Below are 12,774 nucleotides of genomic sequence, written 5' to 3'. Positions count from 1 at the left end.
TCCCATCGATGATTATGGGTGGAAGGTTCTTCTTTGTATTATGCAGACGCCTCTTTCGTTGACAAACCACATCTAAGTTGATAGCATAATTTAATTGAACTTAAAGGAGGTCATTGTCATTCAACCGAAACAAAGGTTAGAACAGGAGCGTACCAGCTTGCGGCAGAAACGCCGGATCGAAATTATTAAAGCGGCTACTGCTGTATTTGCACGGCAGGGTTTTGAGCAAACGACGATGCAGGAAATTGCAAATGAAGCGATACTGGGCGTTGCGACCATTTTCCGTTACTTCCCAAAGAAAGAGCACCTTATTGTGGAGGTAGCTGCTAACATCGTGCATTCAGAAATTGAGATACTTCAAGACGTATTGCATGATGAAGGTACGTGTTATGAGAAAATGGAGCGCATCTTTGACGCTTTGGTTTTCTATCATCAAGCTCATTATCAACAGAATTCCAAACTTATAGAAGCTTTTGAATGTTATGTTACCTTGTCTAAAGAACCTTTGGAGAACATACAGATTTATCAGGATAAATATGATCAGCTGATCCATCTGTTTACGGAGCTGGCTCATTTAGGCGAGCAGGATGGTTCTGTGCGCACTGACACGAATACAGTAGAAACATTAATTACAATGATTAATGTATTCGGTAATTTCTCCAAAAAAATGTCCATGCTGCATGATACGGATGCATTCAATACCCGGGTAGACTTGAATCAACAATTTAACATTCTAAAAACGACGTTTCTTTCAGCACTCAAAGCTTAAAGATATCTTTTTTATTTAAATGTTTGATTCCGTCTGAACTTTGGTATTTGGTGTTACTCTGTTCTTATTCATATTCTCTTGCATAATGGATTCACCTTCAATATCGATATTAGGTAGAAGTCGATCCAACCATTTAGGCAAATACCAAGCGTGTTTGCCGAGTATTGTCATGACAGCTGGTACAAGTGTCATTCGTACGATAAAGGCATCTACCAGGATGCCAAATGCAAGGGCGAGCCCCATCGATTTGATGATCGTATCTTCGGCAAAAATAAAGCTGGCAAACACAGCAATCATAATAAGTCCAGCGGCTGTAACCACAGGCCCGCTGTGAGTTAATCCACTTCTTACTGAACGGTGGGCGTCACCCGTGTGGGTATAATCCTCACGCATTCTGCTCACCAGAAATACTTCGTAATCCATCGCCAGTCCGAACAAAATTCCTGTCACCAGAATAGGTAGGAAACTTAAAACCGGACCAGGTTCTGGAATACCGAACAAGCTGCCCAGGTATCCATCCTGTATAACCCATACGATAAAACCAAGTGTTGAACCTAACGTGAACAAGAAGCCAGCAACGGCTTTAATAGGAACCAGGATTGAACGGAATACGAGCATCAACAGAACAAAGGCTAATCCAACGATCAGCAATGCAAACTTAGGCAGTGCCTCCTGTAATTTTTCGGATATATCAATATTGACTGCCGTTCCACCGGTTACCATAATCTCTACGTTGTCTTTTTTCAGCACATTCTCCGATTGATCCCGAATAGCTTGTACTAATTCAGTCGTGCGAATATCATGTGGTCCTGTTTTAGGCAAGACGGTAATGATTGCCGCTTTTCCTGAAGGACTAGGAATTGCTGGCGTTACACTTGCAACACCGGGAATATCTTTGATGTAAGTTGTTGCCTCTGCAATCTTGGTCTGGCTATCCTTGCCTTCACTGGTTTTGGCTACAACGACAAGTGGACCATTAAAGCCGGCTCCAAAACCCTCTGCTAATAAATCATAACCTCTTCGTTCCGTGGTTTCGGTTGATTTAAGCCCACTGTCTGGCAAGCCTAGTTCCATGTGCAGGAATGGTAATGTACATACGGTAAGAATGACTATGGATAGAATCGAAATTAACCACGGTTTTCGCGTGATCATTCCTCCCCAGGCATTATCTTTGTTCTTATCTTTCTTTTGGCCCGACCATTTGCGCAGCCAGCGATTTTCCCGTGCCGGACTGATCCGATCTCCAGCAACAGCCAGAAGAGCAGGAACAAAGATGATGGCAATAAGCACAGCGACAAATACACTGATTGCTGCGGCCAAGCCCATCATGGTTATAAACGGAATTTGAACAACGGAGAGCCCCACAAGGGCAATAATAACGGTCAGGCCTGCAAAAACAACTGACCCTCCGGCAGTAGCATTGGCTTGCGCAATGGCCGTCTCACGGTCATAACCTTCAGCCAGCTGTTGACGGTAGCGGGATATAATGAACAAAGCGTAGTCAATACCTACGGCTAAAGCAAGCATTACAGCGAGCGTGATTGAAAATGAAGACATGGATACAAAGTTTGATCCAACGATTACGGTCATCAAGCCAATTCCCAAACCGATCACGGCTGTCAGAATAGGTAATCCGGCTGCAAGAAATGACGTGAAGGTAAAAGCCAGAATCATAAACGCAATCAGAATTCCAATGACTTCAGAGATGCCGCCTACTTCAATTTCAGAGAAAGCCACACTGCCTCCGAGTTCTGTCTGCACTCCATTCTTCGTTAATGTTTCAGCTATGTTTAATACATGTTCTTTTGAATGTTCTCCTACTTCACTTGCGGCTTGTTTGTACGTAATATCAGCATATCCGATTTTTTTGTCTGGACTTAGTGTCATGGTTTCGTATGGATTGGAAACGGAGACGACGGACAGATCCGTTTTAACATCTTTCAATGCCTTTTTTATTTTCCATTGATTCCCCTCTGATGTGAGCAATCCCTGATTCGCTTTGAAAATTAGACGAATCTGACCACCACCATCCGACGCGGGGAATTCTGAGTTTAGTACCTCGGCAGCCTGGTCGGATTTTGTTCCGGGTATGGTCATCTCACCTGTAAACGAAGTCCCCATGCCTAGACCGAGAGATGCCATTACAATGAGAAGTGTGAGTGTTGCCGTAATTACTGTTTTTCTTTTTCTCGAAGACCAAGCTCCGAGACGATATAACCATTTTGCCATAATAAATGTCATGCCCCTTTCAAAACTTTCTGCAATTAGGAAGTGTGTCATCACCACCCTATGTCTGTATTGTATTGAAAAATAGACGAAAAAAAATCGTACATAAGGGCATTCCCCAAATGTACGATCGGGCAGGATTGGGCATGTACGTTAGCTAAATCAAGACAATGCGAGTCATTAATTTTACTTAGAGATGCAGAAGTCCCTTTTCGACAGCGACAGCAACCGCTTCAGACCGTGAATCTACGCCAAGTTTGTTGTAAATATTCGTAAGATGAGCTTTCACCGTACGTTCGGCAATGCCCATATCAAAAGCAATCTCCTTGCTACGCATCCCTCTTGCGATGGCTTGCAGAACAATCGTTTCTTTATCGCTAAGCAAGGTAGGCCCCGTTTTTTTGGCTAACGATCGGGTCTGATGAGCAAATACTCTAGCTGTAATGTCTGGCTGAAGCAAAGTCTCTCCACGAAGTGCAGAGTCCAATGTGCGGAACAGATTTTCACGGCTGGTATCTTTTAAAAGATATCCTTTGGCACCCAGGGATAAACCTTCAATCATGAGTTCGTCCTCGTTATATGTAGTAAGAATGATAACGGGAATAAGCAGGCCTTGCTCATGCATTCGTTTCATTGTATCCAGTCCCCCAAGCCCCCCTGGCATGTTAAGGTCCATCAGGATGACATCAGGTTCTAAACTTTCCATGAGCTTTAATGCTTCAACACCTTCGCTCGCTTCTCCTACAATGCTATAATTATCATCTGTTTCAAGAATAAGCTTCAGACCTTCTCGAACAACCCAATGGTCGTCAACAATCAAAACTTTGTGCTTCATGCGGCTATCCCTCTTCTCCTACCAATTATAATGGAACGCTTAAGTATACAGCTGTTCCCTGTGGAGTACTTTCAATCTCAATACTCCCACCAATGAGTCTAGCGCGCTCTTGTATACCAATCAAGCCGTAGTGGCCATGTAATTTTCCGATGTGATCCGTGTTAAATCCCTGGCCGTTATCAACGATGTCCAGATTAAACTGATTATTGCTATGGCTGGTAGTTATCTTGACAAGGTTCGCTTGTGCGTGACGGGCGATATTCATAAGGGTTTCGCTCAAAATATGCAAAATATGCTCCATCTGCACCTTGGACAACTGTGAAGAGAGCTCTCCCTGAAATTCAATTGTAATGCCAGTCGCCTGTCGGAAACGTTCCAGTTGTTCTTGAAACGCTTCGCTCAGCGTGATGGAAGGGGTAGATTTTGTGCGTAAGTCATCAATTGCTCGTCGTGCATCCGCCAGTGATTGTCTAGCCTGTGCCATGGCATTACGTATAATTTCCTGTGCTTTGAGCTGATTCCCCTTTTCCTGATGAATACTAGCAGCCTCCAACTGCATAATAATTCCGGCAAGACCTTGGGCCAATGTGTCATGTAAGTCCCTTGCCATCCGCTGTCTCTCACTAGTGAGTGTAAGTTCCTCTACTTTTTGGTGAGCCAGCTCTAATTCCCGCAAGAAATTTTGGGTCCTGACACGTGCATTTACTTGTTTGTAAAACAATGACGCGTAAGATATGACTACAACCATCATGAGTAAAAGTAATAAAACAAGCAATGCCGCCTCAGGGCCAGTTCGATTAAATAAAGTTAGAGAACAAAACATGACATAGAGCACAAATGCTACGAAAACCACTTTTGCTGTTTCGAAATAGATCGCAACGGTTTGCCCGATCAATACAGGTATAAGACCAATCAGAATCGCCGGCATGCCATCCGGCATAAGAATAGCACTACCGTATATTAAAATTGCTTGGATTATAATATATAACGGCCTAGAATAAGCAACGACTGAACCTGTTATCCAGTAAAAGTAACTATGGGCGAGCATCACTATGACAAAAAAAACACTTGAAATAATGGTAGGTGCTGACATGTTCTGTAATATAAGAGTTGCAGTGGTAACAAGGCAGAGCCATATTAACACAGGGATCCGTGAAGCGGATAAAGGATCGATATGTTCTTTTACATCTGAAGCGGTATTTGGTCTTCTTTTAAACCACATTAGATTCACCTCGGTATCCAGTATACCTCTTTTCACCAGGAATAATAGTACTTTAGTACATGCCCTTTCGGACATAAGAAACTAAGAGCGTTTTAAAGAAAAAACTTATCACACGTTTGCTAGGTAAATTTAACTGATGACAAAGACTCTGTACAGGAAGTTCTTAGGTCTTTGAAGTATTTGGTTTTTATCAAATACCTTCTAGCCTCGAAGCCCTTAGTCGATTCAATCACTCATAAAGAGACTCATCTCAAACTTAGACACTTATTTAATCGGAAAGGGGAACATGTTGTTGTCTATTTCGGTAAGCGAAACAAGTTTTTGTCCTAACCTCCAAGTTCTCGTACCAATGTTCGTTCTTCTAATACTGAGCACTTATGTTTTACCTTCATCTTGTCAGTTGCTCTTAAACAAATTTGAAAATTTTCATGTATTTAGGTACTTAATGAAGTCTTAAGTGCACGTAATAATATTAGATGTATATCTAATCGGAAATCGATACAAGTTCTTGTCCTTAAAACCAACTATTCCACCTTTTTTTATATAATAAGTTTTATGGTAGATTTCAGAGTGTGCTTCTAAAGTTATAGATAACCTCCCCCTTTAAGATGCCGATCAAAATCAAAGAAGCCGCTAATAGTAGCGGCTTTCCACCGGGTTGCGAATCGTTGTAATGCCGAGCATTCTAGACAGCTCATTGTCATCAAAACCGATGATCGCCTGCTCTCCATCCGATGCCGAATATACAGAATATTGATACCAATCTTTGTACACGAGCAATCCGCGGCTTTCCATAAATGTTTCATAGGCAATGCGTCTGCTCTGAACATTATGGCTCTCCACCCTTCCGAACATGTTAGCGATTTGCGTGTACCCTCTGGATACGAGATGTTCGAGCGCCAATCGATAACCATTGGCTTGATCCAGTGCAACCGAAGTAATCTCGTCATTGCCCATGCGTTGCCAGGATACAATGGGTCCATACTGGCAATAATCTTTGAGCATTCTCGGATCGTTGACACAGGCCATGATGACAATACCATCCACCCTTTTGCTGCGCAAATCTTCAAAAGCCTGCAATTCGATTTCTTTATCCCCTGCGGGATGTGTAGATAATAGTCTGATAGCCGTAATCCATGGCTGTATCCATAAATTGATTCATGAATGTAAGCATGGAATGAACCATTTCTCCTGTTGCAGAATTCACAATCCCGATCTGTTGGGTACGTCCCGTCGATAACGAATGTATGTAATTTTATGAGATTAATCTATCCATATTATACCCGACACTTTAACACTTCATATTCAAAGAATTTATTTCAGCTCCGTATTAAACTAACCTACCCGTTAGTTTAATGAATTGAAGGTCTGGATGACGATTAGATACACGCCTAATCGGCAATAGGAACATGTTCTTGTCCAATACGTTAATCGGTACAAGTTCTTGTCCTCAGCAGCTAGTTTCAGTCCGATTTTAATACCTAACCACGCGTTATTTACCCCTCTTAATTTGTCAGTTGTCCATAACAATGTGAACATTTTCATGTATTATGGTGCTAAAAAAGGTTTTAAGTCCATGAGTGCATTGTTTAGATATACATCTAATCGGTAATCGGACTATGTTCTTGTCCATTTCGGCAATCGGTACAAGTTCTTGTCCTTAGCTTGGGACAAGAACTTGTACCGATAAAATAAAAAAGCCGCTAAAATAGCGACTTCAATGGGAACATGTTCTTGTCCCTCGACACCTGTGCTGAAGCAGCAGCTCACTGTAGCACTCTTCCCACTCGCGATGCGCGCTTTAACATCCCCACGATCTCGGCCAAATGCCAAGCATCTGCTGCATCGGTTTTCACTTTTCGAAGTTGTGTGCCTTTGGATCGTTTCGCTTGCAAAGGATTGATGATGTAGTGGATCCATCCGCTACGTTTCAGATATCCTGCCAAACCTCGATGGTAATGTCCGGTTGCCTCGAAGACAACGACAGGCTCCACACCACTTGTCTCTTTCAGTATGCTGAGCACTTCCCCTAACCGCTCGAAACCTTCCTCACTATGCTGAAGGGTCTCCATCCTTCCATAGGGTTCGTTACGCTTTTTGAAGGCCTGAATAACACTACATCCTTTCGCCACATCAATTCCAACAACGGGTTGCATAAAAACCTCCCTCATTCGATTTACCGGCATTCCCACCTGGTTTCCAAACCCATAGCTTCGCTTGTGATACGAGGTCATTGTCTCAACCAGCTCAAACATGGTCGTTGGAAGGTAGTGAGAGAACAGTTTTTTGTACGGGTTCTTTGTCCCTAAGCTAAGCCGCCCTCGTTCTCCCGGCTACCACCATCGTAAAACACCCATAAAAATAGGCCAACCAGAAAATTTCTGGCTGACCTAATAATACGAAAGCCGCTAAATTAGCGACTTCAATGGGAACATGTTCTTATCCCCCGACATTTACTGACCTAGCTTCGATACGAACCGTTAGCTTGCACAATACCGTTCAAGATGACTTCAATCCCCCAATAGAACCGTTCCTTCGAAACGGTGTCTCCAGAAAACAACTCCTCCTTCAAACTATGAATATGGGGGAAACGAATCGGATCGGCAGCTTGATAATAATCCTGGATGGCACTCATCTGTTCCTCACTGTGCTTGGACCTAGCGGCCCTCTCAAAAGCTATTGAGGAAACATACAGCAACAATAGATCCATTCCCCATGCGGCAGAAGTTGATGTAATACCACCCTTGAGCAGAACCATAATTAGGTATTCATTCAACTGAAAAGCATTGTTCCCTACCGGAATTGCCTGAAGTGACAGCTCCGCAAGTCCAGGCTGCTCGATCAGCAACATCAAATATGCCACCAAAATCTGGAATAGCTGTTCCTTCCAATTCCCTTCCGTCAGATCTGGCAGCACGAGCTCCCCAAGTCCATAATCAAGTACATAAGAGCTCAACTCCTGCAAGTTCTTTACATAGACATAGAGCGAGGAAGGTCCGGTGTCCAGTGCTTTGGCGACCTTCCGCATGCTCATGCCTGAAGTGCCTTGCTCTTTGAGCAACTCATAGGCCGTCTTTACAATCAACTCATGACTCAGCGGTTCTTTGGCCGGACGATCCCGGCGACTTATAATTATACGGTTAGGTTTCATCATACCTTTCTTATATCATAACGGAAGCGAATAGTAAATTCGCTCTTAGGTTACAACTGCGCTTCGTTATGCTGCTCATGGTACGAATTCATAAGCTCGTTAAGCTTCAGGGCAGCATCATCCGAGAAGCACAGGACGAGATTTTCATTTGACTCGCGAGCCATCTCCGAAGAATAGGCGTACATCTTTTCCTCATAATCCTCGATCGCTTTTGCTTGATCTTCATTCCGAACGATCGCAAGTGCAAGTTCCATTGCGTCCTGCATTGCCATATTCACGCCTTCGCCAGCGAACGGAGACATGACGTGGGCCGCGTCACCGATCAGCGTAACACCCGAATTTCTTTCCCACTTGAATCCAACCGGTAACATGTAAATCCGTCTTGGAAGAACAGCATCAGCCGCGTAGCGGATATAATTTTTGAGCGAGTCATCCCAATCTTTGAAGATCTCTAGTAATTTTTCTTTCGCTTCCTGTGGGTTATCAGACTTAATACCGCTTGTATCAAGCCACTCCCGATCCACCCATAGGCTCGCATAGACCTTAATGCGCCCATCACCATTCAACTGCCCCAAAATCCCTTTGTGATCGTCCAATGCAAACACTTTCCCACGTCGGTTGAATTCAGCCAAATCAGGATAGCGTATAGCAGCATTCTCAACATTAAGCTCTAACATAGTTAGTCCCGAATAACTGACATCCGTATCCGAAAGTAGCTGACGAACACGGGAGAAGGCACCGTCTGCTCCAACTACAAGATGCGCTGTATCGACGAACCCGTTCTCGAAATGAAGTTCTGTCGCGCCACTTGGCAGTGAAACGGCCTTTTCTAGCTTATATCCATAACGGATGATCGCTGGGTCCAGCTTGCTTAAGAGTAAATCGCAAAGTACGCCACGGTCGATTTCTGGCCGTCCTCCTGGAGTATCCTCATCGGCTACTTCATCCATATAACATTTCCCCGTTTTATCAAAAAGCCGAAAATCCTCTCCTTCATAACGAGCCACTTTTTGAAAAGCCTCATAAAGTCCGGCTTCCTTCAGCGCCTGTTGACCGGATTCCTCATGAATATCAAGGGATCCTCCGCGTTCATGGCTCTTGTCCTCCAGTTCCCGCTCATAAATGACGGACGGAATGCCATGATGCTGAAGAATGAGCGCAAGTGTAAGACCGCCTGGACCTCCTCCTATAATGGCGATATGTTTTTGATCTTTCGTAGTTGTTGTTGTCAAAGTAAACATCTCCTTCAAATGTAAAATTTTTATTGTGAACTTCGTTTGTTTAAGACCGCAGAATACAAATACTCTCTTCTTGTAATTTAATGCTAGTTCGATTGAGGTAAGCTTTTCTTAATATCTGTAGGTTTTGCAAAAAACAAACTGAGTACTAATGCCGCAATTGCAAACCCCAGAGTGATCCAGAACGTGGAACCAAAAGCCTCACCCAACTGATTGAGACTATGCCCGACAGGTAGTTCTCTCATTTTTCCAGCTAGAAAAGCCATCGTAATCGTTACTCCGAAGGAGGACATAATTTGCTGGGCTGAGGTTGTTATTGGAGTAACACGACTAACCAATTCCTTCGGAGCTGATTTGAGAACATGGGTATTGATCTGCATCATTGTCAATCCTTGGCCAAAACCTGCAAAGGCAAAACTACACATCATGTACCATGGACTGGTATCAGCATTAACTTGTGTCAGCGCGAGTAATGAGACAGATAGGGACAAAATGCCCATAATTGCAACGGGTCGAACTCCGTAACGATCAAACAATTTGCCACCGAGGTTGATTCCCACTGTTGACAAGATTGCCTGTGGAATGACATACAATCCAGCCTCAAGCGGGGAAAGGCCTTTAACCTGCTGCAAATAAAGAGGGAACAATAGAATGCTGCCAAATAACGCAATCTGATTTAACCACGCGACGATAATCCCATGTACGAATGCTGGAGAGCGAAAAACCCTAAGCTCCAGCAGAGGGTTTTTCTGCCGCAACTCATGCCTGATAAATATAGTAAGTATGACAGTACCGAATAATAGTGAACCAAACGTCCATGCATCCGACCAGCCCTTCTCACCGGCTTGATGAACCGCGAAGACCAACGAGGCGAAAGAAATCGGAGCTAAGAGTGCGCCAACTGCATCGAGCTTGCTACCCTGCTTCGGCTTTGCTGCAGGGAGGTATCTCCATGCCATTAGTAACGCAATGAAGCCAACAGGCACGTTGATGAAAAAAATCCAGTGCCAATTGATAAACTCAATAAGCCAACCCGACAGAACAGGGCCGAGAATTGGTGCGAGTAACATTGGAATCCCGAGAATACCCATGACTGAACCACGTTTGTCGGGAGGTGAAACGGAGAACACCGTTGCAATCCCAATTGGAGCAACCATGCCCCCACCGAGTCCTTGAAGGATACGGAAGATAATCAGTTGCTCGGGCGTTTGCGCCAACGCGCACAGCACTGAAGCAAGCACAAACAACACGATGCTCGTTAAAAACATCCGTTTTGGCGAGAAGCGGTCTGAGAACCAGCCTGCGAGCGGAATAACCGCTGATAATGACAAGGTATAGGCCGTAATGACCCATTGAATGGTGCTGAGATTGGTGCCAAAGGCGCTTACCAATTTCGGTACTGCTACGTTCATAATCGTACTATCCAAGATTACGAGGAACATTCCCGAAGCCACTGCAAGCAGCACCGGCAATACTTTTTTTAATGAAAATTCGGATTGCATACTAGCGGTATTATTTTCTGATCCCATGTCGATTATATACATTCCTTTCCGTATTTCAATTTCACCCTTTGTTAATTTTCCGATCACCACGCAACCACACTTCACTAATTGATAAAGTGTCTGAAATACGGGTTGTAGGATCGCCGTCAACCAACACTAAATCTACTCTCGTCCCTTCAGCAATATGCCCACGATCATTCAAGAGATGTAGAAGGGGTTCATTTTTCCCTTAATACATGTGGATCGGGGTGTTGATCCTGAAACCTGCTTTCGTCTCACATTTGGACACCCAACGTGTCTTGGATCGCCTTCACCTAACCAAAGCCACTACAAGCAGCGCTTGCTACACTTATTTCAAAAATAAGTCGGGCTTGACCCTATGTCGAGATTACCCTCATTCCTTTCTGTATAAATTTCCTATCTTGCTTATTGAACTCAAATAAGCACATTTCAGTTATAACAAAACGAACACCGTTCGTCAAGAACAATGTTCGTTTTGTTGCTTTCGTCTGATTCCCAACTCGCTCAATATAATTGCCGATCATGAAGTTTTACTGCATCCTTCGACTTCGCATGCCATCACAATTTAAGGTCTCGATGTTTGTTTACTAGCTCCTTGATCATTAAACGCCTGTCAGATGAATCAGATGAAGGGCGTTTTTTTACGCTCAATTACTTTGACCCACTGCCCGCAAACCGCACTTTCCAGAATGGCATCCATGATACACATAGAGAAATGCCCGTCTTCGAAGGTGGCGAAGTTCGCTTTGTCCTGCGATGGATTTTTGCCGTCGCAAATAAACGAATAGAAGCTAAGCATCATATTTTTCAGCGCATCGGGCCAGCCCTCGTTATGGCCGCCAGGGTGATGAATCGCGCTGCGCGCTTCCGGCGCAAACAGTGAAGGGTCTGCCAGCAGCACTTCATTTGCTCGATCTCGATGGCCGATCCAAAGCTTTTCGGGCTCTTCCTGATTCCAGTACGCCGATTTCCGGCTTCCGTTCAGTTCGAAGCTTAGCCTGTTTTTCCTGCCAGCGCTTACTTGCGACACCGTAAACACTCCTCGACTTCCGTCATCAAACCGCAACAGTACCGTTGCGTAATCCTCCGTATGAATCGGAATCTCCTCATATTCCGTTTCGGACACCGCAGGCTGCCCGTTGTAAGTCGCCGCTTGGCGCATTGCTTTTTTTCGAACAGGCAGAACAGTGGCCAAATCTGCAAAAACCTGGGTAATACGTTTCCCAGTTACATGTTGAACGGTATCACACCAATGGGAACCAATATCTGCAACAGCCCTCAATTTGCCTCCAGCCTCTGGAGCAAGCCTCCAATTGTAATCCGTATCATAAAGTAACCAATCCTGAAGATAGCTGCCGTGGATTAGATTGATGTTGCCGAATTCACCGCAACCCACCATTGCCCCCAGCTGCCTCATCATCGGAAACTGCCTGTAGTTAAAGTTAACAGCGTGGACGACCCCGCTATCCCTCGCTATTCGAAGCAGCTCCCCAGATTCCTGGCTGGATATGGCCAGTGGCTTCTCGGATAGTACATGCTTACCAGCCAGCATAATTTGTTTATTGATCTGAAAATGAAGATGATTCGGCGTGCAATTGTGAACGACCTGCAGTTCAGGATCTTCTAGCAAATGCCTATAATCTCCATAAGCTCTGGGGATGCCCAACATTCTGGCTTTTTTATCCGCGTTGGCTTGCCTAGAGTCGGCGAGAGCGACGACTTCGACGAACCCGAGTCTGCGTATCGCTTCAATATGCGTCGGACCGATAAATCCAGAACCAATAATGCCTACTTTTATTTTCTCCATGGC

General features: G+C 44.3%; 10 protein-coding genes. 1 reads left to right on the top strand and 9 read right to left on the bottom strand.

The window, feature by feature from the left end; all coding sequences use genetic code 11:
• Positions 1-94 precede the first annotated feature (94 nt).
• Positions 95-769 (top strand): TetR/AcrR family transcriptional regulator, encoded by a 675-nt coding sequence (locus ACQSGY_RS07015; RefSeq protein ID WP_427051278.1) that lies wholly within the window; start codon positions 95-97, stop codon positions 767-769.
• 15 nt (positions 770-784) lie between these two features.
• Here ACQSGY_RS07015 and ACQSGY_RS07010 read toward each other — a convergent pair whose 3' ends face one another.
• The 9 genes from ACQSGY_RS07010 to ACQSGY_RS06970 all read right to left on the bottom strand — a co-directional run bounded on the left by ACQSGY_RS07010 (position 785) and on the right by ACQSGY_RS06970 (position 12,771).
• Positions 785-2,998 carry an MMPL family transporter gene (locus tag ACQSGY_RS07010; protein WP_427051277.1) on the bottom strand — a complete coding sequence of 738 codons (2,214 nt, stop codon included), beginning with the start codon at positions 2,996-2,998 and terminating at the stop codon, positions 785-787.
• A gap of 187 nt (positions 2,999-3,185) precedes the next feature.
• Entirely contained in the window at positions 3,186-3,830 is a 645-nt protein-coding gene (locus ACQSGY_RS07005) for a response regulator (RefSeq protein WP_427051275.1), read from the bottom strand.
• A 25-nt stretch (positions 3,831-3,855) separates the two neighbouring features.
• Positions 3,856-4,923: a sensor histidine kinase gene (locus ACQSGY_RS07000; protein WP_427051274.1), complete on the bottom strand. Its 1,068-nt coding sequence runs from the start codon at positions 4,921-4,923 to the stop codon at positions 3,856-3,858.
• A gap of 762 nt (positions 4,924-5,685) precedes the next feature.
• On the bottom strand, positions 5,686-6,132 hold the full coding sequence (locus ACQSGY_RS06995; RefSeq protein ID WP_427051272.1) for a hypothetical protein: 447 nt from the start codon (positions 6,130-6,132) through the stop codon (positions 5,686-5,688).
• A gap of 686 nt (positions 6,133-6,818) precedes the next feature.
• Positions 6,819-7,208, bottom strand: a complete 390-nt coding sequence (locus ACQSGY_RS06990; RefSeq protein WP_427051271.1) for an IS110 family transposase — start codon at positions 7,206-7,208, stop codon at positions 6,819-6,821.
• Positions 7,209-7,513: 305 nt separating this feature from the next.
• On the bottom strand, positions 7,514-8,206 hold the full coding sequence (locus ACQSGY_RS06985; protein WP_427051270.1) for a TetR/AcrR family transcriptional regulator: 693 nt from the start codon (positions 8,204-8,206) through the stop codon (positions 7,514-7,516).
• A gap of 47 nt (positions 8,207-8,253) precedes the next feature.
• Positions 8,254-9,435 (bottom strand): FAD-dependent oxidoreductase, encoded by a 1,182-nt coding sequence (locus tag ACQSGY_RS06980; protein ID WP_427051269.1) that lies wholly within the window; start codon positions 9,433-9,435, stop codon positions 8,254-8,256.
• A gap of 92 nt (positions 9,436-9,527) precedes the next feature.
• A complete protein-coding gene (locus tag ACQSGY_RS06975; protein ID WP_427051268.1) occupies positions 9,528-11,033 on the bottom strand; it encodes an MDR family MFS transporter in 1,506 nt (501 codons plus the stop codon).
• Between the two features lie 553 nt (positions 11,034-11,586).
• Entirely contained in the window at positions 11,587-12,771 is a 1,185-nt protein-coding gene (locus tag ACQSGY_RS06970; RefSeq protein WP_427051267.1) for a Gfo/Idh/MocA family protein, read from the bottom strand.
• Between the last annotated feature and the right edge of the window lie 3 nt (positions 12,772-12,774).

The organism is Paenibacillus sp. TC-CSREp1 (assembly GCF_050171015.1).
Taxonomy (GTDB): Bacteria; Bacillota; Bacilli; order Paenibacillales; family Paenibacillaceae; genus Paenibacillus; species Paenibacillus silvae.
This window is presented reverse-complemented; position numbering and strand designations above follow the sequence as displayed.

Bases quoted from the DNA above. Each gene is read 5' to 3' on its own strand.
- ACQSGY_RS06985 (WP_427051270.1), bottom strand. From the start codon at position 8,206: ATGATGAAACCTAACCGTATAATTATAAGTCGCCGGGATCGTCCGGCC.
- ACQSGY_RS07010 (WP_427051277.1), bottom strand. From the start codon at position 2,998: ATGGCAAAATGGTTATATCGTCTCGGAGCTTGGTCTTCGAGAAAAAGA.
- ACQSGY_RS07005 (WP_427051275.1), bottom strand. From the start codon at position 3,830: ATGAAGCACAAAGTTTTGATTGTTGACGACCATTGGGTTGTTCGAGAA.
- ACQSGY_RS07000 (WP_427051274.1), bottom strand. From the start codon at position 4,923: ATGTCAGCACCTACCATTATTTCAAGTGTTTTTTTTGTCATAGTGATG.
- ACQSGY_RS06990 (WP_427051271.1), bottom strand. From the start codon at position 7,208: ATGCAACCCGTTGTTGGAATTGATGTGGCGAAAGGATGTAGTGTTATT.
- ACQSGY_RS06970 (WP_427051267.1), bottom strand. From the start codon at position 12,771: ATGGAGAAAATAAAAGTAGGCATTATTGGTTCTGGATTTATCGGTCCG.